The following is a 22,058-nucleotide window of genomic DNA, read 5'->3' as shown; positions in this document are numbered from 1 at the left end:
GTCGCAACGACCGGCCCGGCCTGTCTTGGACGAAGGGAAACTCTCAGCGCGGCAGCGTGAACACGACGGTCGTGCCACCACCGGGGGTGTCGAGCAACGACAGCTCCCCGCCGTGGCGCTCGACGATCCGGTGCACGATCGCCAGGCCGGCGCCGTGCCCGCCGCCGTGCGCGTCCCGCTTGTGCAGCCGGCGGAACAACCGCAGCGCCTCGGTCCGGTGCTCGGGCGCGATGCCGATGCCGTTGTCCCGCACGTGCACCGCGTCGCCGACGGCCAGCACCTCCACCACCCGAGGTCCGTCGGCACGCGCGTACTTGGCGGCGTTGACCAGCAGGTTCACCAGCACCTCCGACAGCCGGTCGGCGTCGGCCCACACGTACCGACCGGGCTCGGGCAGCACGACGGAGACCTCCCGCTCGGTCAGCCGGGGACCGGCGACCTCCAGCGCCGCCAGCACGGCGTCGCGCAGGTCGATCTCCGAACGCCGCAACGACCCGTGCCCCAACTGGGCGAAGTGCAGCAGCGAGTTGATCAGCTCGTCCATCCGCTGCGCCAGCCGTTGCACGGTGTCGAGGCGGCGGACGGTGGTGGGGTCGAGGTCGGTGGCGTCCTCGCGGATGAACGCCGTCGAGTTGAAGATGCCGCGCAGGGGTTCCTTCAGTTCGTGTGCGGCCACGTGCGCGTAGGTGTCGAGGTCGCGGTTCGCGCGGCTGAGTTCGTCGTTCAGCGAGGCCAGCCGCGCGTGGTGGCGCAGCACCATCGTGCTGACGGCACGGCCGAACTCGCTCGCGACCGCCTCGTCCGTGGCGGTCCACGGCACGCAGTGGCCGCGCGTCACGGCCCGGTAGACCGCCGACGAGCCGCGCGGGGTGAGGCGCTCGCCCCGTTCGCCGAGCTGCACGGGCTTGTCCGGGTCGGTCGCCCAGGTGCGGCTCGCGCGGCGTTCCGGGCGCACCCAGGCGATGAGGTCGCCGGTGCCGCTGGCCAACGACAGCACCAGCGCCCCGCTGAGGTGCTCGGCATGGGGTGCCAGCGAGTCGGAGTGCGCGGACAACGTGTCGGCACTCCAGACCTCGCCGGCGTCCAGCGCGGGCACGACCTCCCACAACGCGTGAAGGCCCGGCAGCAGCAGCTCCGGATCGCCGCTCACGATCGTCGTCACACCCTCCAGCCGCAGCACGACGGCCGAGGCGTCGATCAGCTCGTGCAGCAGGTCGACGCTGGTCGAGACGGACTGGGTGATGTCCGTGCTCAGCTCGGTGACCAGCCGCGACAGCGCCGTGCGGGTGTCGTGGCGGGCACGGGACGTCTGCGCCTCCTCCAGCGCGGCCAGCTGCAGCGACAGCGTCACGCCGAAGAACTCGCAGGCCGAGCGCACCTCGGGGTCGAGCCGCCGCGGCGCGACGCCGTGGCAGGCGATGAGCCCCCACAACGAACCGGAGTGCAGCAGCGACACCGACATCGAGGACGCCACCCCGATGTTGCGCAGGTACTCCAGGTGGAACGACGAGACCGTGCGCAACGACGAGTCGGACAGGTCGAGCGGCGCCGACGTGCCGGGCAGCACCCGGGGGAGCAGCGTGGCCGTGGCGTCGTCCACGTCGTGGATCACCCGGATCCAGTTGCGCTCGTAGAGCCGCCTGGCCTGCGGCGGGATGTCGGTCGCCGGGAACCACAGGCCGAGCCACGGCTCCAGCCCGTCCGCCACCGACTCGGCGATCACCTCGCCCGGACCGGCCTGGCCCTCGAAGCGGTACGCGACCACCCGGTCGTAGCCGGTCAGGGCCCGGATCTCGGCCACCGCCGAGGCGCACACGTCGACGACGGTCCGTTCGCGCTGGAGCTTGGTCAGCGAGGCCCGCAGCCGGGGGAAGAACTGGGAGAAGCGGAACGCCTCCTGCGCCGGGCGTGGCTCGAACTCCAGCACGGTCCGGCCGTCCGCGCGGTAGACCGTGACGTCGAAGTGACCACCGGAGGCGGGCAGCACCAGCCCGGTCAGCCCGCGGTCCCCGGTCGGCGCCTCCAGCGTGGCCCGCACCGCCGCCAGCCCCTCGGCGCCGACCAACGCCTCGACCGGCGTGCCGAGCAGTGCTTCCGGCGCCACGCCGAGCACGGACGTCGTGTTGGCGCTGGCGACCTCGACCACACCGGAGCCGTCCACCGCGAGCAACGCGCCGTGGGACTGGATGCCGCCCAGCAGGTGGATCGGCTCGGTCAGGCACACCGTGAGGTCGAACGACGTCGCGCCCGCCTCGGCCTCCGCCTGCGCGACACGAGCCCACTCGGCGCCGAGTCCGCTCTCGTCGGTACCGGAACGCTCTTGATCGTCGTGCATACTCGTTCCAGCTCCCGGTGGACGTGCGGAAAGGAGGTGCCGGGCCGCGTGACCGAGAGACGAGTGCCGACCTGGCCGGACCTCCTGCACGCCCTGTGGCGGGCCGCGTTCGCGGCGGGCAGCACCAAGGTCTTCGCGAAGGAACTCTACTTGGGGCTCCTGGAGCTGCCGCACGTCCGCGGTGTGCTCGGGGCCCGCATCCACCCGTCCGGGGAAGTGCCGGTCGTCCGGTGGGCCGACCACGACGGCGGGGTGCGCAGCGGTCCGCCCGGGCTCGCCGCCGACGTGCTGCCGTGGGTGGCCACTTCACCCGAACTCGTGACGCGTGACGAGGGTCAGGCGAAGATCGCGAACCTCACCGTGGCCGAGGTGGCCGCGTTCGCCCCGCACCTGGCCGAACGGATGCGCGAGGCCGGCGGCACCGTCGTGGTGGCCGCGGCGTTCCGCGCCGCCGAGGGGGACCGGGGCCTGCTGCTCGTCACCCTGGACGCCGCGGCGGGGGCCGAGACGGTCGCGACCGCGCTCGGGCAGGTCGCCGACGTGGTGATCGCGGCCGACGACCGGATCGCCGACCAGGCGTTGCTCGACACCAGGCTCGCGGCGGACGCGGTGCTGGCCGAGATCTCGCTGCGGCTCGCGCGGTCGCTCGACGTCGACGAGACCCTCCGCGCGGTCGTGCGGATGGCGGTGCCCGGCCTTGCCGACGGCGCCGCCGTGCACGTCCAGCGCGACGACAAGCTGGTGCAGATCGCCGCGGCCCACGTGGACGTGCGTCGGGAACGCCTGCTCAACGAGCACCTTCGGCAGGGTCGGTGGGCCGGGGTGCAGGCGTCCGGTGACGAGATCGACCCGATGCCGTCGCTGCTGCCCGCCGACGTGGGGCTGGAGTTGATGACCAGCGCCGTCCTGCAGGCCCGCAGCCGGGTCCTCGGCGTGCTGACGTTCTTTCACCGGGCCGGTGCGCGCCGCGTGCCCACCAGGGAGTTCGTCCGCGACATCGCGGCACGGGCGGCGCTCGCCATCGACAACGCCACCCTCTACAGCCAGCGGCGCGCGGAGGTGGAGGAACTCCAGCTGCACCTGCTGCCCTCGGTGCTGCCGGACCTGCCCGGCGTCGAGATCGCCACCGGTTACAACGTCGCGGGCCACCTGCTGGAGGTCGGCGGCGACTTCTACGGCGTCGTCCGGCAGCCGACCGGGTTCACCGCGCTCATCGGCGACGTGTGCGGCCGAGGCGCCGCCGCCGCGGCCCTCACCGGACTGGCGCGGCACACCGTCGAGACGATCCTGGAGGAGGGCGGGCGCGCGGAGGACGCGGTGCGCCTGCTCAACGCCAAGATGCTGCGCAACGAGGTCACCAAGTTCCTGACGCTGGCCACGATCACGTTCGGCACGCCCGGCCCCGACGGTCTGCCGATGCGCGCGCTCACCGCCGGCCATCCACCACCGGTGATCATCCGCCGCGACGGCGGGATCGAGGAGAGCACCTGCCGGGGCCCGCTCGTCGGCGTGCTCGACGAGCTGAGGTTCACCCCGGCCGACGACGTGCTGCGGCCCGGCGACGCGGTGATCCTCTTCACCGACGGGCTGGTCGAGGCCCGCGACGCCGCCGGGGCGTTCTTCGGCGACACCGACCTGGAACCCACGCTGGCGGCGTTGCACCGACTGCCGTTGCCGCAGATGGCGAGCACGCTGGTCGCGGGCGACGGCCGGTACGCCGTGGACGACGACGCGGCTGTGCTGCTGATCCGGTACCGGGGCGACCGGGTCCTCGACACGACACTGCCGGCGGAACAGGCGCTCGACGCCGCACTCGCGGCCGTCCGGTCGCTGGGCAGACCGGTGGACCGCCTCACCACCTCGCTCGAACCGGGTGACGTGCGGGTCACCGTGGACGGCGACGCCGAGTGGGCGCGGGTGGAGTTCCACCGGGGAGAAGAGACGTGGTGGGAGGTTCTGTGACGGCCGGCGAGGAACAGCTCGTGCTGGTCGTGGAGGACAGCGACGAGGACCGGGAGGCCATCCAGCGCGCCCTGTCCCGCTCGCACCCCGAACTCGTGCTGGAGTTCCTGCCCGACGGAGACCGGGTCGCGGACCGGCTGCGCGACGGCACCCGGTCGTTCCCGGCCCTGGTGCTGCTCGACCTGAACATGCCGGGCGTGGACGGCTACCGCGTGCTCGCGGACCTGCGCGCCGATCCCGACCCCCGGCTGAAGGACGTGATCGTCGTCGTCTTCACCTCGTCGACGACCTCGGCGGACATCGACCGCTGCTACGAGGCCGGCGCGGACAGCTACGTCTACAAGCCGGTGAACTTCACGCTGTTCCGCACGGTGCTCCAGGGTGCGGTGGACTACTGGCACACCAACGACTTCGTGCGTCCCAGCGCGGACTCATGACCCTGCTCGCGCGCCTGCGCACCGAGACCCGTGCGGCTCATCTCGCGCTGGAGGACGACCTCGGGATCGGTCCGGACACGATCTCGCGCGCGCGGTACGAGGATCTGCTGGCGACCTTCCTCGGGTTCCACGAACCGCTCGAACGGGCGTTGGCCGCGTCCATCGCGGCACACGACCTGCACTGGGAACTTTTGCCCGGCGCGGCACATCTCCGTTCGGACCTGAGCGGACTCGACTGGAGCGCGGAACGGATCGACGAGTTGCGGCGATGTGTGCCACCGGACGTGAGCACGCTCCCGAGGTTGATCGGCGCGCTGTACGTCGTCGAGGGCGCGCGGCTCGGCGGCCAGGTGATCACGCGCTGGGTCGCGGACGCCCTCGGGCCGGTGCCGGTCGCGTTCTTCGGCGGGAACGGGGACGCGCGCCGGAGGTTCCGCGGGTTCGGAGCGATGGCGGAGGCCGCCCTGCCCGCCGCCGGGTTCCCGGCGGCGAGCGACGCGGCGAACGCCTGCTTCTCGGCGTTCCGCACCTGGTCAGGGCACCGCCACCGGGTGCAGCCAGCAGGCCACTGACCGGTTCTGCCTGCTCTGCCCCAACGCCGGGGTCTGGCTGTCGCAGACGTCCAACGCGCGCGGGCACCTCGGGTGGAACGCGCACCCGGTCGGCATCGTCCTCAGGTCCGGTGGCGAACCGGGGATGCCCGCGAGGTCGCGGCGCGGCCCCTTCAACGCGGGGAACGACCGCAGCAGCCCGTCGCTGTAGGGGTGCAGGGGAGTGCGGTAGAGGTCCGCCGACTGCGCCTCCTCGACCACCCGGCCCGCGTACATGATCGCGATCCGGTCCGAGAACTCCACCAGCAGCGACAGGTCGTGGGTGATGAACACGACCGAGAACCCGAGCCGTTCGCGCAGGTCGACCAGTGTGCGCAGGATCTGCCGCTGCACCACCACGTCCAGCGCGGTGGTCGGCTCGTCCATGATCACGACGCGCGGTTGCAGGGCGAGCGCCATCGCGATCATCACGCGCTGCCGCATGCCGCCGGAGAGCTGGTGCGGGTAGCTGTGCAGCCGGTCCGTCGCGATGCCGACCAGCGTCAGCAGTTCCCGCGCCCGGTCCTGGCGGAGGCGGTGCGGCGTGCGCGGGGAGTGCGCCTTGAGGACGTCCACCAGCTGGGTGGAGATGCGTTGCACGGGGTTGAGCGAGTTGATCGCGCCCTGGAAGACGATCGCGATCTCGGACCACCGCAGCCTGCGGAGGTCGGCGTCGGGCAACCGCAGCAGGTCGACCGACGAGCCGTCCTCCAGGTGGTACAGCACCTCGCCGCCGGTCACGACGCCCGGCGGTGGCAACAACCTGGTCATGCCGTAGGCCAGAGTGGACTTCCCGCTGCCGGATTCTCCCGCCAGGCCCAGCACTTCGCCCTTGTGCAGGGTCAGGTCGACGTCGCGGACCGCGCGCACCGCGTCGTCACCGAGGCCGTAGCCGACGTTCAGCCCGCGCACGTCGAGGATGCGCTCCTTCATGACGACTCCTTGATCAGCACGGGGGTGAAGCCGACGCGCATGTGCACGCCCCGCAGGGACGACCGGGTGCGCAGGCGCGGGTTGACGTACTCGTCGATGCCGAAGTTGACCAGCGACAACGCCGTGCCGAGCAACGCGATCGCGAGACCGGCCGGCACGAACCACCACCAGGCGCCCTGCGCCAGCGCCTGCTGCGACTGGGCCCAGTAGAGCACCGTGCCCCAGTTCCAGCCGCCCGCGTCGGACACGCCGATGAACGCCAGCGTGATCTCGGAGATCACCGCGAACAGGACCGTGCCGACGAACCCGGACGCGATCACCGCGTACAGGTTCGGCAGGATCTCGAACAGGACGATCCGCCACGTCGACTCGCCGTTCGCGCGCGCCGCCTCGACGTAGTCCCTGCGCCGCAGCGACAACGTCTGCGCACGCAGCACGCGGGCGTTCCAGGCCCACGACGTCAGGCCGATCACCAGCGCGATCGTGAGGTTGCTCGTCTCGGGCAGCGACGAGGTGATGATGACGATCAGCGGCAGCGCCGGGATCACCAGGAACACGTTGGACAGCGCGGACAGCCCCTCGCCCGCCGAGCCGCTGAGGTACCCGGCCGTGACGCCGACGAGCACCGACAGCACGGTCGCGACGATGCCCGCGACGGCCCCGACGAACACGACGCTGCGGGTGCCGGCCAGGACCTGGCTGAAGATGTCCTGGCCGAGGTGCGTCGTGCCGAACCAGTGCTCCGACGACGGCGGCTGCAGCAGGGCGTTGCTGCGCATCGACGGTTCGAACGGCGCGAGCCACGGCCCGACGACCGCCAGCACGGCGAACACACCGAGGGCGACGAGTCCGATGAACGCCTTGCGGTTGTGGCGCATCAGGCCTCCCTGCGGGTGCGCGGGTCCAGCGCCAGGTAGGCGACGTCCGCGAGGAGGTTCGCCAGCAGCACGGACAGCGTGATGATGAGGAAGATGCCCTGCAGCAACGGGTAGTCCTTGGCGCCGACCGCCTGGAACAGCTGGAGGCCGAGGCCGGGGTAGGAGAACACGATCTCCACCAGCAGGGTGCCGCCGACGATGAACCCGAGCGCCAGCGCGAAGCCGGACACGTTGGGCAGCAACGCGTTGCGGGCGGCGTAGGCGAGCATCACCCGGCGTTCGGGCAGGCCCTTGGCGTGCGCGACGGTGACGTAGTCGTCCGACGACACCGTCACCATCATGTTGCGCATGCTGAGGATCCAGCCGCTGACCGACGACACCAGGATCGTGAACGCCGGCAGCAGACCGTGCTGGACGGTGCTGCCGATGAACTGCCAGTCCCAGTTGGGCACGAGGCCGATCTCGTACGCGCCGGACGCCGGGAAGAAGCTCCCCGGCCCGGTGAGCAGCGCGATCGCCACCAGGCCGAGCCAGAAGTACGGGATCGACGAGACGAACGTGGTCACCGGGATCAGCGAGTCCGCCCACGTGCCGCGCCGCCAGCCCACCACGGCGCCCGCGGCGGTGCCGAGGAAGAAGCCGATCACGGTCGTGATGCCGACCAGCCCGACGGTCCACGGCAGGCCGTCGCCGATCACGTCCGCCACCGGGCTCGGGAAGAACGTGAACGACATCCCGAGGTCACCGCGCAGCAGTTGGCCTAGGTACGAGAAGTACTGGCTGGCCAGGCTCTCGTCCTTGTCCAGTCCGAAGAGGACGTACAACGACCGGACGGCCTCGCTGGTCATCTGCCCGCGCTGCTTGGTGATCAGTGCCTGCACCGGGTCGCCGGGGATCATCCGCGGCACGAAGAAGTTGATCGTGACCGCGGCCCAGACGGTGAGCAGGTAGAAGCCGAGGCGTTTCAGCAGGTAGCTCACGACGCCTCCCGCTCGCCGTGGTTGCCGTGGTCACCGTGGTCGCCGTAGAGCCAGCAGGCGGCGAAGTGGCCGTCACCCAGCTCGAAGCGCGGGGGAACGTCCGTGCGGCAGACGTCCAACGCGTGCGGGCAACGCGGGTGGAACCGACAGCCCGGCGGCGGTTCGATCAAGGACGGCGGCTCGCCGAACCCGCCGTCCTTGTCCTCCACCGCCGGCCTGTCGGGGTCGGGTGCCGACTCGATCAGCAACTGCGTGTACGGGTGCGCGGGTCGTTGCGTGACGGTCTCGCTGTCGCCGCCCTCGACGATCTGGCCCGCGTACATCACGATCGTCTCGTCCGCGAAGTACCGGGCGGACGCGATGTCGTGCGTGATGTAGAGGATCGAGAGGTGCAGGCGTTCCTTCAGGTCCCGCAACAGGTTCAGCACGCCGAGCCGGATCGAGACGTCCAACATGGACACCGGTTCGTCGGCCAGCAGCACCTCCGGGCTCGCCGCCAGCGCCCGTGCGATCGCCACGCGCTGCCGTTGCCCGCCGGAGAGCTCGTGCGGGTACCGGTCGAGGTACCGCTCGGCGGGCGTCAGGTGCACCCGGGTCAGCAGGTCCGCGAGCGAGGACTCCAGGTCGTCGCCGCGGTTGCCGTGGATGGTGAGCGCCCTGGTCAGGTGGTAGCGGATGGTGTGCACGGGGTTCAGCGAGGCGAACGGGTCCTGGAAGATCATCTGGACCCGGCGGCAGTACGCGCGGAACTTCCTGCCGCGCGTCAGGCCTCCTCGTACCGCGACGTTCGCGCCGTGCAGCCGGATCTCGCCGGACGTCAGCGGGTAGAGCTGGGCGAGCAGGCGGGCGACCGTCGACTTGCCCGAGCCGGACTCGCCGACGAGCGCGGTCACGCTCGCCTTGCGCAGCTGGAACGACACTCCCTCGACCGCGCGCACAGCCTTCTTCGTGCGCGCGAACGGCTTGCTGACGGGGAAGTGCTTGGTGAGGCCGTCGGCCTCCAGGACGATCTCCGAAGAGACCGTCCCGGAGACCGCCGGCGCTGCCTCGGCCGTCACGAGGCAGGCCTCAGCTTCAGCACGATGTCGAGGGCGTTTTCGAGGGTCGGCTGAACGGGGGCGTACTGGTCGGAGTCGCTCGGCCAGCCCACCCAGTTCTTCGTGCTGTACTGGCCGCCGCCGTTCGCGGCCGACGTGATGATCACCGGCATGTCCTGCACGAAGATCTTCTGCAGCTCCTGCAACGCCGCGTTGCGCACCGACTCGTCGGCCGCGTTCGCGAAGTCGTCGAGCGCCTTGGTGGCGGCCGGGTTCTCGTAGCGGCCGTAGTTGCCGTTGACGCCGGGCGTGCCGATCGGCTTGTACAGCGCACCGTCCATGATGGACTGGTAGATGTCGTAGAGCGTCTGACCGTTGTTGGTCCAGTGCATCGCGGCGCCGAAGTCGCCCACGTCGAGCGCCTTGGTCCACGCGTCGGCGTTCTGCAGGTTCACCGTGGCGTTGATGCCGATCTTGGAGAAGTTGTCCTTGATGATCTCCAGGTCGGTGACGTAGTCGGACCACCCGGACGGGACGGTGAGCGTGATCGTGACGGGCGCGCCGTCCTTGCCCTTCAACGTGTTCCCGTCGAACGTGTAGCCCGCCTCGGTCAGCGCCTTCTTCGCGCCCTCGACGTCGACGGTCACCTTCTTGTCCTTGAACTGCGGGGCGATGAACGACTCACCGGCGGGCGTCGGGATGCCGGTGATGTTGTCGACCTTCGGGTAGAAGTAGCCGGCCTCGCCCTGCGTGAAGATGTCGTCGCGGTTGACGACCATGTTCGCGGCACGGCGCAGGGCCGGGTCGTCCCACGGCTTGGCCTTGGTGTTGAACCAGAGTCCGTGCACGCCGAGGACCGGCGGGAACCACAGCTTGTGGTTCTTCGGGTCCTTGCTGGTGTAGGCGGCCTCGTAGTTGGGGATGAAGACGAAACTCCACTCCGCGGCGCCCGTGGCGAGCGCGTTGGTCTGCGCGTTGTTGTCGCTGTAGGAGGTGTAGCGCAGCTCCTTGACCTTCGGGAGCTCCTGCCAGTACTTGTCCCGGACCGACAGCGTCACCGTCTGCGGGGTGAACGACTTCAGTGTGTACGGGCCGCTGCCGATCGGGTCCTTCAGCGTCTCGGTCGACGGGTTGGCGAACGTCGACCACTGGTGCTTGGGCACCACGAACTGCTCGAGGATCTTCTTCTGGTTGACGAACTGCGACTTCGGGAAGCCGACGGTGACCTCGCTGCCGGAGAACGAGATGTCCTGGTAGGGCACGCCTTCGATGTTGAGCCCGGGGTTCTTCTTGAGGAGCTCGAAGGTGTACGCCACGTCCTCGGCCGTCAGCGGCTTGCCGTCGGACCACGAGACGCCGTCGCGGATGGTGAGCGACAGCTTGTGGTAGTTGTCCGACCAGGTGAACTTCGTTGCCAGCCAAGGCTTCGGCTGGTCTGTCACCTTGACCTCGTTGACCATGGCGAGCGGTTCGAAGAGCAACCGCCGGTAGCCGAGCGACGAGGACGCCGACGAGTTGAGGAACGGGTTGTTGTTCTCCGTTTGGGGTCCGTTCGGCATGCCCACGTTGAGCACGCCGGCGGAGTTGCCCCCGCTGCCCGGGTTTGTCGCCGAACAGGCACCGGTGAACGCCAGGGCGGTCGCGGTGACGGCAGCGCAAACACGCCTCATTCTCATGGAAACTCCTTGTTCTCCAACGAAAGCGAGAAGAATCAAGTGAGCGCTGGGAGAAGGTGACCGCGCGTGCCATCGCGGGTGAGGCCGTGGTGGCCCTCTGGTCGCCGTAGAGTAGACGCCTGACCTCTTGGGCAAGTCAATAACGAAGAGGTCACGACCCGAGGCTTATTTTTAGGCGCGAACTAACCTCGGCGCTCATGGTGCGTACTCGGGCGACCGTGCGAGACCTCCGCCGGCAGAACCGATCGGTGCTCTTGACGGCCCTCTTCCTGGACGGCCCGCTGAGCCGTCAGCAGCTGAGCCTGGCCACCGGGCTGAGTCCGGCGACGGCGTCCACGATCACCGGCGAACTGCTCGATGAGGGCCTGCTGGTGGAGGCCGGCTCGGTCGACTCCGACGGCGGCAGACCGCGCGTGCTGCTGCGGGTCAACCCGGCGTTCGGGTACGTCATCGGCGTTGACGTGGGTGAGACGGGGATCAAGGTCGAGCTGTTCGACCTCGCCATGACCCGTCTGTCCACTGTGGACCGTCTGCTGACCGCGCTGGAGCCCGCGCTGGTCGCCGACCTGATCGCCTCGGGGGTCGACGAGGTGCTGGCGGGCGTCGAGGCGTCGTCGGTCCTCGGGGTCGGCGTCGGGGTGCCCGGCACGGTCGAGCAGGGCGAGTCGGCGGTCGTGCACGCGCAGACCATCGGCTGGGACGCGGTGCCGCTGGAGAAGATGATCCGCGCGGCGGGCGTCACGCTGCCGTTGCTGGTGGAGAACGGTGCGAAGACCCAGGGGCAGGCCGAGATGTGGTTCGGCGCCGGCCGGGGTGCCCGGCACGCGGTGATCGCGCTGGTCGGGTCGGGCGTCGGCATCGCGGTGGTGGCCGGCGGCGTGGTGCACCGGGGTGCGACCAGCAACGCGGGGGAGTGGGGCCACATGACGATCGCGTACGGCGGCAGGCGCTGCCGGTGCGGAGCCCGCGGCTGCCTGGAGGCCTACGCCGGCGCCTCGGCCGTGCTCGCCCGCTACCGGGAGGCAGTGCGACGAGACGACTCGTCGTTGGACGAGCAGTCCGCTTTGGAGGAACTGCTCACCTCGCGCTCGGCCGTGGCCCGCCGGGTGGTGGACGAGTCGGTGGGCTATCTGGGCGCGGGCATCGCGAACCTGGTGAACCTGTTCAACCCGGAACGCGTGGTCCTCGGCGGATGGGCGGGCCTCGCGTTCGGTGCTGTGAAGCTGGACGAGATCGTCGCCGCGACGTCCTCGCACGCGTTGCGCCACCCGTTCGGCCAGGTCCGCATCGAACTGGCTCTGACCGGCCCGGACGCCGTCGCCGTGGGTGCCGCGACCCTCCCGCTGGCCGTCCTCCTGGAGACCGGTGCGCCGGGGTGACCCCGGCGAGAAGCGACCTTCCGACGCATTGACAGCGGCGCCCGGCACCCCGACCCTTTGGAGAGCGCTCTCCAAGGAGGTTCCGTGCACGACGACCACGAGCTGGTCCGGCTGGTCGGCAAGCTCGACCTGCGCGCCAAGGTGCGCCTGCTGGCCGGCGGCTCCGTCTGGCGCACCTGCGCCGAACCGTCGATCGGCCTGCGCGCCCTGACGTTCTCCGACGGCCCGGCGGGAGTCCGGGGCCCCGGCTGGGACGAACGCCGCACCTCGCTCGCGTTGCCGTCCCCGACGGCCCTGGGCGCCACCTGGGACGAGGGCCTGGTGCACCGCCTGGGCGCCCTGCTGGCCGAGGAGTCGCGCCGCAAGGGCGTCGACGTCCTGCTCGCCCCGGTCCTGAACCTGCACCGCACCCCCTACGGCGGCCGCCACTTCGAGTGCTTCTCCGAGGACCCGCTGCTCACCGCCCGCCTGGGCGTCGCGTACGTGGAGGGCGTCCAGTCGCGCGGCGTGGCGGCGGCACCGAAGCACTTCGTGGCCAACGAGACCGAGACCGACCGCCTCACCCACGACGTCCGGGTGGACGCCCGGACCTTGCGGGAGCTGTACCTCGCGCCGTTCGAGGCGGTGGTGGAGGCGGGCGCGTGGGCGGTGATGTCGGCCTACAACGGTGTCAACGGCCATCCGATGTCGGAGAACCCGCTGCTCACGGAGGTGCTGAAGGACGAGTGGGGGTTCGACGGGGTCGTGGTGTCGGACTGGGGTGCGGTGCGGACGACGGTGGAGTCGGCGGCCTCCGGGCAGGACCTGTCGATGCCGGGACCCTGGGGGCCGTGGGGGGACCTGCTGGTGGCCGCGGTCGAGGCGGGGGAGGTGGCGGAGAGCGCGGTCGACGACAAGGTGCTCCGGCTGTTGCGCCTGGCCGCACGGGTCGGGGCGCTGGAAGGTGAAGTGGCGCTGGAAGGTGAAGTGGCGCTGGAAGGCGAGAGCGCGTCGGAGGCGGGCCAGGCCGGGGAGGTCGTCTTTGCTGGTGACGTGTCACCTGAGGCGTCCGACGTGGAGCTGCTGCGTGAAGCGGTGGCCGCGAGCACGGTCCTCCTGCGCAACAACGGAATCCTGCCCCTGCACCCCGGCCGCACCATCGCCCTGATCGGTCCCGGCGCCGCCGTCCCGCGCGTCCAGGGCGGCGGCAGCTCCGGCCTCTACCCCTCCGCCGAGAACTCCCTGCTCGACGCCCTCCTCCCCCGAGCCGAAGTGGTGCACGCCCCCGGCGTCCGCATCGACGACCAGCCGACCCCGGTCCGCGCACCCGTCCTCGTGCGCGTGCTCGGCGAGAACGACGAGGAGCTCTTCCGCGAGCACCGCCTCACCGGCCGCATCCTCGAAACCGAGGAGGTACCGGGAGCGCGGGTCCTGGAGATCAGCACCACCCTGCACGTCACCGGGACCGGTCCGTGGCGGCTGGCGGTCGCGGGCTACGGCCGGCTGACCCTGGACGTGGACGGCACCAGGGTGCTCGACGAGGTGCAGCCGGTGGACACCGACGACCCCGCCGTGAAGCACCTCCGCCCGCCCCACCGCGAGGTCGAGGTCCAGCTCACGGACAACACCGAGGTCGAGCTGGTGGCGAGGCGCGAGCTGGGCGAGGACAGCGGGATGGCCTCGTTGCTCGCCGCCGACCCGCCGAGGCCCGACGCCGACCGGGAGTTCGGGGCGGCGGTAGGAGCGGCGAGCAGGAGCGACGTCGCGATCGTCGTCGTCAGCACCACGGACGCGATCGAGGGCGAGGGCCGCGACCGGACCACCCTGGAGCTGCCGGGGGAGCAGGACGCGCTGGTCACGGCCGTGTGCCTGGCGAATCCGAACACGATCGTCGTGGTGAACTCGGGAGGCCCGGTGCTGTTGCCGTGGCGCGGCGACACCGCCGCTGTGCTGCTCACCTGGTTCCCGGGGCAGGAGGGTGGGAACGGGCTCGCGGACGTGCTGTTCGGTGAGCGCGAACCCGGCGGGCGACTGCCCACCACGTGGCCCGTGCGGGAGGAGGACGTGCCGGTCGCGGACTTCCTGCCGCGGAACCAGGAGCTCGTGTACGGCGAGGGCCTGGACATCGGGTACCGGGCGTGGACGGCGCACGACGTGGAGCCCGCGTACTGGTTCGGGCACGGGCTCGGCTACACCACCTGGGACTACCTGGGGGCGCACGCCGAGCGGGGTGCGGTGCGGGTGCGGCTGCGCAACACCGGCAGGCGGCGCGGGCGGGAGGTCGTGCAGGTCTACCTGTCCCGCGAGGACAGCGCGGTGCCGAGACCGCCGCGGTGGCTGGGAGGCTTCGCCGCGGTCGTCGCCGAGCCGGGGGAGGCGGTCGAGGTGCTGGTGGAGGTCTCGCCGCAGGCCACGCGGCACTGGGAGAACGGGTGGTGCACCGAGTCGGGCGGGTTCACCGTCCACATCGGACCCGACGCCGGGACCACCCGTGTTCGCCTCGCGGCCAGGCACGTCTTGAGGCCGCGGTAAGCGGATGATCAGGGGGATCCCGACGCTGGAGGACGTCGCGCGGGTCGCCGGGGTGTCCCGGGCGACGGTCAGCCGCGTCGTCAACGGCACGCGCAACGTCGACCCGTCGTTGCAGGAGACGGTGCGCGACGCCATCGAGCAGACCGGGTACACGCCCAACCACGCGGCGAGGTCGCTCGTCACGCGCCGGACCGGGACGGTGGCGCTGATCATCTCCGGAGCCGGTGGCGGGTCGGACGTGTTCGTGGACCCGTTCTTCGGGCGGGTGACGGCCGGGGTGGTCGACTTCCTGCGCGGCCACAGCGTGCACCCGGTGCTGATGCTCGCGGACACCGACAAGGCGCGCACCGAGGTCGTCGAGTTTCTCAAGCAGGGCAGCACGGACGGGGCGTTGCTGGTCACCACCCACGCCGCCGAGCCGTTGCCCGATCGGTTGCTGGAGGCCGGCGTGCCCGCGGTGCTCTACGCGCGGCCCGGCAGGCCGTTGCCGGTCAGCTTCGTCGACCTCGACCACCAGGCGGGCGGACGGCTGGCAGCGACGAGGCTGGTCGCGATCGGACGCACCAGGGTCGCCGCGATCTCCGGGCCGCTCGACGTGCCCGCCAGTCAGGACCGGCTCACCGGGTTCCGGGATGCCATGGCGCGCAACGGTTTTCCGTACGTCCCGGCGGTCGAGGGCGGGTTCACGGCGGGCAGCGGCGCGCGGGCGATGGCGCGGCTGCTCGTCGAGCACCCGGACGTCGACGGTGTGTTCGCGGCCAACGACCTGATGGCCCAGGGAGCCGTGGAGGTGCTCCAAGCTGCGGGAAAGCACGTTCCCGGGGACGTCGCCGTGGTCGGTTTCGACGACAGCGCGCCCGCCACGTCCTGCCGCCCGCCGCTCACCACGATCCGCCAGCCCGTCGAGCAGATGGCGGCCAAGATGGCGGAAGTGCTGCTCACGACCCTGGACGACCCGGAGGCGCGCCCCCGGTCCATCATTTTTGAACCGGAACTCGTACTGAGGGGGTCCGCGTGATTGACCTGTCCGTCATCGCGCGTTAATCTGCGGGAGAGCGCTCTCCCGACGCCCGGTGCCACGGGCGTCACCGTTCGGGCTCACTCGCCCCAAAGGTGTCAGGCAGGCTCATGAGCTCTCCCCTGTCCAGGGTGGCCGGTCTCGCGGCCGCCGCCTTGTGTCTCGTGACCACGGCAAGCATCAGTTTCCCGGCCGGCGCCGCCGCGTGCGGCACCACCAACATAGCCCTCAACAAGACCGCCACCGCGTCCTCGACCGAGAACGGTGGCACCCCGGCGTCGGCCGCGGTCGACGGCAACGCCGGAACGCGCTGGTCCTCGCAGTTCGCCGACCCGCAGTGGCTCCAGGTCGACCTCGGCTCCACCCAGCAGGTCTGCCGCGTCTCCCTGAACTGGGAAACGGCGCACGGCAAGGCGTTCCAGGTCCAGGTGTCCGACACGGCCGCCGCGAACTCGTGGCGCGACGTCTACTCCACGACCACGAGCACGGGCGGCAACCAGTCGCTCGACGTCACCGGCTCCGGCCGGTACCTGAGGGTGTTCGGCACGCAGCGCGGTACCGGCTACGGCTACTCGTTGTGGGAGCTGGGAGTCTTCGCCACGACCCCGGACGTCCCCGGCGTCACGCCGACCGACCCGCGCAACCCGGACTTCGGTCCGAACGTGTACGTCTACGGCCCGGGCTCGTCGCAGTCGGACATGCAGGCCCGCCTCGACGCGATCTCCGCGCAGATGAAGACGAACCAGTTCGGCCCGCAGCGACACGCCGTGCTGTTCAAGCCCGGCACCTACAACGCCGACGTCAACCTGCGCTTCTACACGCAGATCGCCGGCCTGGGCCTGATGCCGGACGACGTGAACATCAACGGCCACATCCGCGTCGAGGCCGACTGGCTCCAGCAGGGCAACGACCCCAACAACCTCGGCAACGCCACCCAGAACTTCTGGCGCGGAGCGGAGAACCTGTCCGTCACGCTGCCGGCGAACCAGATCGAGCGCTGGGCGGTCTCGCAGGCGACGGCCTACCGCCGGATGCACCTGCGCGGCCAGCAGCACCTGTGGAACGGGTACGACGGCTGGGCCAGCGGCGGCCTGATCGTGGACAGCAAGATCGACGGCACCGTCATCTCGGGTTCGCAGCAGCAGTTCCTCACCCGCAACAGCAACCTCGCCGGTGGCTGGTCGGGTTCGGTCTGGAACATGGTGTTCGCGGGCACGCAGGGCGCGCCGCCCGACAACTTCCCGAACCCGTCGCACACCACCGTCGACACCTCGCCGGTCACCCGCGAGAAGCCCTACCTCTACTTCACCAACGACGGTGAGTACCGGGTGTTCGTCCCGGCACTGCGGCAGAACTCGCGCGGCACCAGCTGGGAGAACGGCAACCCCGGCAGCTCCCTGTCGCTCGCGGACTTCTTCATCGTCAAGCCCGGCACCCCGGCCGCGACCATCAACGCGGCTCTCCAGCAGGGCAAGCACCTCCTGCTCACGCCGGGCATCCACCAGCTCGACGACACGATCCGGGTCACCCGCCCGAACACCGTCGTGCTGGGCCTCGGCCTCGCGACCCTGACGCCGACCACCGGCAAGGCGGCGCTCACGACGTCCGATGTGGACGGTGTGAAGCTCGCGGGCTTCCTCGTCGACGCGGGCGTGCAGAACTCCCCGGTGCTGCTGGAGATCGGCGACTCGACCACCACCGACCACGCGGCGAACCCGACGTCGATGCACGACGTGTACCTGCGCGTCGGCGGGTCGCAGGCCGGCAAGGCGACGACGAGCCTCCGCGTCAACAGCCGCAACACGATCATCGACCACACCTGGGTGTGGCGCGCCGACCACGGTGAAGGCGTCAGCTGGACCGCGAACCCGGGCCAGAACGGAGTCGTCGTCAACGGCGACAACGTGATCGCGTACGGTTTGTTCGTGGAGCACTACCAGCAGCACAACCTGGTGTGGAACGCCAACGGTGGCAAGGTCTACCTGTACCAGAACGAACTGCCGTACGACCCGCCGAACCAGGCCGCGTGGATGAACGGCTCCAAGCGCGGCTGGGCCGGCTACAAGGTGGCCGACACCGTGACCACGCACGAGGCGTTCGGCGTCGGCGTGTACGCCTTCAACCAGGCCGACCCGAGCATCGTCACGGACAACGGCTTCGAGGCACCGAACCGGCCCGGTGTGCGCTTCACGCACCTGGTCACCGTGTCGCTCGGCGGCGTGGGCACGATCGCCAACGTCATCAACGGCATCGGCGGTGAAGCGAACCTCGCCACCCAGGTCCGTTACCTGGTGACCTATCCGTGAGCCTGATCGGCGTGCTCTCCCGGGACTCCCTTCCCGGTGAGAGCACGCCCGCTCTGGCGGGCATCGGGCACGCGGCGCACCGGGCGGGCAGCGGCCTGCTCCTGTGCGCCGATCTCGACTTCGTGGACACGAGGGGAGTGGCCCTGAGCGGCTGCGTCCTGCTCGACCGCACCGCCGACGAGCACGACCTGGCCTGCCTCGCCGACCACGCGATCCCGTTCGTGTCGATCGGCAGACGGGACAGCACGTCCAGACAGATTCCTTACGTGGACGTCGACTACGCCGCGGGCGTGCGCGATCTCGTCGCGCGCACCGCGGCTCTCGGCCATCGGCAGATCGTCTACATCGGACTGCCCGGCGGCACCGCCTCCGCCGAACGCCTGCACGGTTTCCGTGCGGCGGCGGAAGCCATGAACGTCAGGGGGATGCACGCGCCGGCCGTCTGGCTGGACCAGCTCGTGCGCATCGGCGTGACGGCCGTGATAGCGGAACACCCCGACGACGCCTCCGCACTCGTCCGTGCGGCGCGCAGCCGGGGCATGTCGGTTCCCGGAGAACTCTCGGTGCTGGCGCTCGACGTGCCGGAGACCGACCTGCTGGGCCTCACCGGACTGCGCGTGCCGAGGTGGGAAACGGGCAGGCGGGCCGTGTACCTGCTGGCCCGCCTGCCTCAGAAGCGTCCTCACGAGCTCATCGCGTGCGAGTTCGTGCGGGGAACCACGTTGTCAGCGCCGGAGGATCACCGCGGCAGGCGGTAGTCCGGTCCGAGCGCCGCGCCCCGGTGGGGCTTGTACTGGTCGTAACCACGGGGATCGCACTGCAGTCCACCGTTGATGCAGTGCCGGACGAGCGCGGCCTGGGTGGGTGCGTCCCAGGCGTTCATGAAGTCGTAGTGCCAGGTGTAGCCGCGGCCGCTCGACAACCTCACCCGTGACATGTCCCCGGAGACCGGGAACGCCATCTTGAACTCGATCATCGGCACCGCCACGGGGTGCGACGGCGGGCAGACGAGCGTCGCGCGGTCCGGGTAGGCCATGTGGGACCTGTGGTCCGCCGAGTCGAGGTCACGGCCGTTCCAGCAGCTCGGCGCCTGGAAGCGGACGTTGAGCTGGCTGCCGGGGGCGCACCAGGACGGGATGTCCCAGTTGTGGAAGCTGTCGCCGCACTCGAAGCCCTCGACCGCGCCGGGGTGGTCGCGGAACTGCTCGAGCGTCGAGGTGGGGCTGCCGACCACGAACCGCATGCCCGGCGGGAACGGCTGAACCTCCTGGTACTTCAGAATTCCCGACTTGTAGTAGACGACCTGGTTGCCGGTCGGGCGCACGACCTGGTCGCCGTTGAGCACCGACGGGAACCAGTACGCCGACCTGTCGTCGGGGGTGATGCAGTTGGTGCTGCCCTGCCGCAGCGAGTCGTTGGTGCTGTTGGCGTCGATGGAGTTGTTGCCGAGGAAGGTGTGCAGGTGCGACGCGCCCGGCAGGCCGGGGAAGACGATCGGGTCGTCCGGGCGGTCCGTGGCGAAGGAGCAGTTCGCCTGGAACTCGTGGTGGCTCACGTAGTCGTCGGCCTGGGCCGACTGGGTCGCCACCGCGAGCACCGCGGCGACGAGGCCGGCCGCGACGGCCGGCGCGCTGAGTTTTCGGGACAAGTCGTGTCCTCCTGCCGATGTGGGAACCGGCTGGGAGAGCGCTCTCCCAGGAAGAGTCCCGCTCGCCGCCCGAGGTGTCAAGGGGCCAGTTGACACCGTTGAAGTCCGTTCGTAACATTCGCCAGCAGGGTTGGGAGAGCGCTCTCCCGCACTTCAACCCATCGATTCCCCTGCAGGAGACGCCATGTACCGCCTCCGCTCTGCCGGCACGGTGATCGCCGTGCTGGTGGGACTAGCAGTCGTGCCGGGCACGGTCAGTGCCGCGCCTTCACTGCTGTCCCAAGGCAAACCCACCACCGCGTCGTCGATCGAGGGCGGCGGCACCCCCGCGGCCGCCGCGGTCGACGGGAACTCGGGCACGCGCTGGTCGAGCACGTGGAGCGACCCGCAGTGGTTGCGCGTGGACCTCGGCGCCACGTCGCGCGTGTCCAGGATCGAGCTCGACTGGGAGGGCGCCTACGCCACGGCGTTCGACCTCCAGGTGTCCGACAACGGCGACTCGTGGCAGACGATCCGGTCGGTCACCGGTGGCACCGGCGGCAACCAGGGCTTCGACGTCACCGGCACCGGCCGGTACGTCCGCATGAACGCCACCCAGCGCGCCAACGGCTACGGCGTCTCGCTGTGGGAGTTCCGCGTCTTCGGTGAGCAAGGCGGCTCGAACCCGCAACCCGGTTCCGGTGTGCGGGTGACCGGGTCGCAGGGCAACTGGCAGCTCACCGTCGACGGTGCGCCGTGGACGGTCAAGGGCCTGACCTGGGGTCCGCCCGCCGCGGACGCCGCGCGGTACATGCCGGAGCTGAAGTCCATGGGCGTCAACACCTTGCGCACCTGGGGCACGGACGCCTCCACCAGGCCGCTGCTGGACGCCGCCGCCGCCAACGGTCTGCGGGTGATCAACGGGTTCTGGTTGCAGCCCGGCGGCGGTCCCGGTTCCGGTGGCTGCGTGAACTACGTGACCGACACCCAGTACAAAGCGGACATGCTCGGCCAGATCCGGCAGTGGGTCACCACGTACAAGGACCACCCCGGCGTTCTCATGTGGAACGTGGGCAACGAGTCCATCCTGGGCCTGCAGAACTGCTACTCCGGCGCCGAGCTGGAGACGCAGCGCGTCGAGTACGCCAAGTACGTCAACGAGGCGTCCCGGGCGATCCACGCGATCGACACCAACCACCCCGTGACGAACACCGACGCGTGGACCGGCGCGTGGGCGTACCTGAAGGCGCACACGCCCGACCTCGACCTCTACTCGGTGAACTCCTACGGCAACGTGTGCAAGGTCCGGCAGGACTGGATCGACGGCGGCTACACCAAGCCGTACATCCTCACCGAGGCCGGCCCCGCCGGTGAGTGGGAGGTGTCCAACGACGCCAACGGTGTCCCGGCCGAGCCGACCGACGTCCAGAAGCGGGACGGCTACACGCAGGCCTGGAACTGCATCACCGGGCACACCGGCGTTTCGTTCGGCGGCACGTTGTTCCACTACGGCACGGAGTACGACTTCGGCGCGGTGTGGTTCAACCTGACCCCGGCGGGCAAGAAGCGGCTGTCGTTCTACTCGGTGCAGCGGGCGTTCGGTGGCGCGACGCCGTCCAACACGCCGCCGGTGATCTCCGCGATGAACCTGCCACAGACCATCGCGGCCGGGGCACCGCTGAACATCGACGTCGCGGCCTCCGACCCCAACGGGGACGCGATCACCTGGTCGGCGGCGTTCAACAGCAAGTACATCGACAACAGCGGCGGCCTGGCCAACGCGCCCGTGCAGGTCAACGGCAACCGCCTCACCGTCACCGCCCCGGACCGCCTCGGTGTCTGGAAGGTGTACGTGATGGCGGAGGACGGGCGCGGCAACATCGGCATCGAGACCAGGTCGGTCCGGGTCGTCGCACCCCAGCCCGCCGGGACGAACGTCGCACTGGGCAAGCCCGTGACGGCCTCCTCGTACCAGCAGGTCGGCGACGGGGCACCGTTCCCGCCGTCCAACGCGGTCGACGGCAACGCCGGCTCGCGGTGGGCCACCGACTGGGCCGACCCGCAGTGGCTCCGGGTCGACCTCGGCGCGGTGACCACCTTCCAGCACGTGCAACTGGTGTGGGAAGGCGCTTACGGACGTGCCTACGAGATCCAGGTGTCCGACGACGGCAACAACTGGCGCTCGGTCCACGGCACCACCACCGGCAACGGCGGCGTCGACTCCATCGACGTCACCGCGACCGGCCGGTACGTCCGGCTGCACGCCACGCAACGCGGTACCGGCTGGGGCTACTCGCTGTACGAGTTGGGCGTGTACCGGCGGTGAGTTGCGGCGACCGGGTGGATTCCGTGACCGCATGAGGTGAATGTCGTTCTTCGGCCCCGACGT

At 70.4% G+C, this 22,058-nt stretch carries 16 protein-coding genes; 9 read left to right on the top strand and 7 right to left on the bottom strand.

Annotation, left to right across the window (positions count from 1 at the left end):
• Positions 1 to 43 precede the first annotated feature (43 nt).
• On the bottom strand, positions 44 to 2,335 hold the full coding sequence (locus tag QSK25_RS21145; protein WP_285640540.1) for an ATP-binding protein: 2,292 nt from the start codon (positions 2,333 to 2,335) through the stop codon (positions 44 to 46).
• A gap of 48 nt (positions 2,336 to 2,383) precedes the next feature.
• Between QSK25_RS21145 and QSK25_RS21140 the strand changes: the two genes are divergently transcribed.
• Genes QSK25_RS21140 through QSK25_RS21130 form a run of 3 tightly spaced genes read left to right on the top strand, consistent with a single transcriptional unit; the run spans position 2,384 to position 5,306 of the window.
• The gene (locus QSK25_RS21140) at positions 2,384 to 4,297 is read left to right on the top strand and encodes a PP2C family protein-serine/threonine phosphatase (RefSeq protein ID WP_285640538.1); all 1,914 of its coding nucleotides are present in this window, start codon (positions 2,384 to 2,386) and stop codon (positions 4,295 to 4,297) included.
• Positions 4,279 to 4,734 carry a response regulator gene (locus tag QSK25_RS21135; RefSeq protein WP_285640536.1) on the top strand — a complete coding sequence of 152 codons (456 nt, stop codon included), beginning with the start codon at positions 4,279 to 4,281 and terminating at the stop codon, positions 4,732 to 4,734. The genes QSK25_RS21140 and QSK25_RS21135 overlap by 19 nt, the downstream gene beginning before the upstream one ends.
• Positions 4,731 to 5,306, top strand: a complete 576-nt coding sequence (locus QSK25_RS21130; protein WP_285640535.1) for a biliverdin-producing heme oxygenase — start codon at positions 4,731 to 4,733, stop codon at positions 5,304 to 5,306. The genes QSK25_RS21135 and QSK25_RS21130 overlap by 4 nt, the downstream gene beginning before the upstream one ends.
• On the opposite strand, the gene QSK25_RS21125 is transcribed toward QSK25_RS21130, so the two are convergent.
• The 5 genes from QSK25_RS21125 to QSK25_RS21100 are packed head-to-tail and all read right to left on the bottom strand — an operon-like array spanning position 5,268 to position 10,822.
• The gene (locus tag QSK25_RS21125) at positions 5,268 to 6,257 is read right to left on the bottom strand and encodes an ABC transporter ATP-binding protein (RefSeq protein WP_285640533.1); all 990 of its coding nucleotides are present in this window, start codon (positions 6,255 to 6,257) and stop codon (positions 5,268 to 5,270) included. The genes QSK25_RS21130 and QSK25_RS21125 overlap by 39 nt on opposite strands.
• Positions 6,254 to 7,135 (bottom strand): ABC transporter permease, encoded by an 882-nt coding sequence (locus tag QSK25_RS21120; protein ID WP_285640532.1) that lies wholly within the window; start codon positions 7,133 to 7,135, stop codon positions 6,254 to 6,256. Before QSK25_RS21120 ends, QSK25_RS21125 begins: the two co-directional genes overlap by 4 nt.
• A complete protein-coding gene (locus QSK25_RS21115; protein WP_285640531.1) occupies positions 7,135 to 8,115 on the bottom strand; it encodes an ABC transporter permease in 981 nt (326 codons plus the stop codon). The genes QSK25_RS21120 and QSK25_RS21115 overlap by 1 nt, the downstream gene beginning before the upstream one ends.
• Positions 8,112 to 9,173 (bottom strand): ABC transporter ATP-binding protein, encoded by a 1,062-nt coding sequence (locus tag QSK25_RS45420; protein ID WP_352236166.1) that lies wholly within the window; start codon positions 9,171 to 9,173, stop codon positions 8,112 to 8,114. The genes QSK25_RS21115 and QSK25_RS45420 overlap by 4 nt, the downstream gene beginning before the upstream one ends.
• Positions 9,170 to 10,822 carry an ABC transporter substrate-binding protein gene (locus QSK25_RS21100; RefSeq protein WP_285640530.1) on the bottom strand — a complete coding sequence of 551 codons (1,653 nt, stop codon included), beginning with the start codon at positions 10,820 to 10,822 and terminating at the stop codon, positions 9,170 to 9,172. Before QSK25_RS21100 ends, QSK25_RS45420 begins: the two co-directional genes overlap by 4 nt.
• A 203-nt stretch (positions 10,823 to 11,025) precedes the next feature.
• On the opposite strand from QSK25_RS21100, the gene QSK25_RS21095 reads away from it, so the two are divergent.
• The 5 genes from QSK25_RS21095 to QSK25_RS21075 all read left to right on the top strand — a co-directional run bounded on the left by QSK25_RS21095 (position 11,026) and on the right by QSK25_RS21075 (position 18,800).
• Positions 11,026 to 12,207 carry an ROK family transcriptional regulator gene (locus QSK25_RS21095; protein ID WP_285640529.1) on the top strand — a complete coding sequence of 394 codons (1,182 nt, stop codon included), beginning with the start codon at positions 11,026 to 11,028 and terminating at the stop codon, positions 12,205 to 12,207.
• Positions 12,208 to 12,291: 84 nt separating this feature from the next.
• Positions 12,292 to 14,718 carry a glycoside hydrolase family 3 C-terminal domain-containing protein gene (locus tag QSK25_RS21090; RefSeq protein WP_285640527.1) on the top strand — a complete coding sequence of 809 codons (2,427 nt, stop codon included), beginning with the start codon at positions 12,292 to 12,294 and terminating at the stop codon, positions 14,716 to 14,718.
• Positions 14,719 to 14,722: 4 nt separating this feature from the next.
• Positions 14,723 to 15,736, top strand: a complete 1,014-nt coding sequence (locus tag QSK25_RS21085; RefSeq protein WP_285640525.1) for a LacI family DNA-binding transcriptional regulator — start codon at positions 14,723 to 14,725, stop codon at positions 15,734 to 15,736.
• 110 nt (positions 15,737 to 15,846) lie between these two features.
• A complete protein-coding gene (locus QSK25_RS21080; protein WP_285640523.1) occupies positions 15,847 to 18,042 on the top strand; it encodes a discoidin domain-containing protein in 2,196 nt (731 codons plus the stop codon).
• Positions 18,039 to 18,800, top strand: a complete 762-nt coding sequence (locus QSK25_RS21075) for a substrate-binding domain-containing protein (RefSeq protein ID WP_285640521.1) — start codon at positions 18,039 to 18,041, stop codon at positions 18,798 to 18,800. The genes QSK25_RS21080 and QSK25_RS21075 overlap by 4 nt, the downstream gene beginning before the upstream one ends.
• Here the strand turns inward: QSK25_RS21075 and QSK25_RS21070 are convergent.
• Positions 18,782 to 19,690, bottom strand: a complete 909-nt coding sequence (locus tag QSK25_RS21070) for a DUF1996 domain-containing protein (RefSeq protein WP_285640520.1) — start codon at positions 19,688 to 19,690, stop codon at positions 18,782 to 18,784. The genes QSK25_RS21075 and QSK25_RS21070 overlap by 19 nt on opposite strands.
• 184 nt (positions 19,691 to 19,874) lie before the next feature.
• Here QSK25_RS21070 and QSK25_RS21065 point away from each other — a divergent pair, with 184 nt between their 5' ends.
• Positions 19,875 to 21,995: a discoidin domain-containing protein gene (locus QSK25_RS21065; protein WP_285640519.1), complete on the top strand. Its 2,121-nt coding sequence runs from the start codon at positions 19,875 to 19,877 to the stop codon at positions 21,993 to 21,995.
• Positions 21,996 to 22,058: the final 63 nt, after the last annotated feature.

It is taken from the genome of Lentzea sp. NBRC 102530, from assembly GCF_030269365.1.
In the GTDB taxonomy this organism is placed as follows: Bacteria; Actinomycetota; Actinomycetes; order Mycobacteriales; family Pseudonocardiaceae; genus Lentzea.
Note: the sequence above shows the minus strand (reverse complement) of the source record. Positions and strands in the feature narration are given on the sequence as shown.

Coding starts and splice junctions, on each gene's coding strand:
- QSK25_RS21145 (WP_285640540.1), bottom strand. CDS start 2,335: ATGCACGACGATCAAGAGCGTTCCGGTACCGACGAGAGCGGACTCGGC.
- QSK25_RS21130 (WP_285640535.1), top strand. CDS start 4,731: ATGACCCTGCTCGCGCGCCTGCGCACCGAGACCCGTGCGGCTCATCTC.
- QSK25_RS21125 (WP_285640533.1), bottom strand. CDS start 6,257: ATGAAGGAGCGCATCCTCGACGTGCGCGGGCTGAACGTCGGCTACGGC.
- QSK25_RS21120 (WP_285640532.1), bottom strand. CDS start 7,135: ATGCGCCACAACCGCAAGGCGTTCATCGGACTCGTCGCCCTCGGTGTG.
- QSK25_RS21100 (WP_285640530.1), bottom strand. CDS start 10,822: ATGAGGCGTGTTTGCGCTGCCGTCACCGCGACCGCCCTGGCGTTCACC.
- QSK25_RS21095 (WP_285640529.1), top strand. CDS start 11,026: ATGGTGCGTACTCGGGCGACCGTGCGAGACCTCCGCCGGCAGAACCGA.
- QSK25_RS21085 (WP_285640525.1), top strand. CDS start 14,723: ATGATCAGGGGGATCCCGACGCTGGAGGACGTCGCGCGGGTCGCCGGG.
- QSK25_RS21080 (WP_285640523.1), top strand. CDS start 15,847: ATGAGCTCTCCCCTGTCCAGGGTGGCCGGTCTCGCGGCCGCCGCCTTG.
- QSK25_RS21065 (WP_285640519.1), top strand. CDS start 19,875: ATGTACCGCCTCCGCTCTGCCGGCACGGTGATCGCCGTGCTGGTGGGA.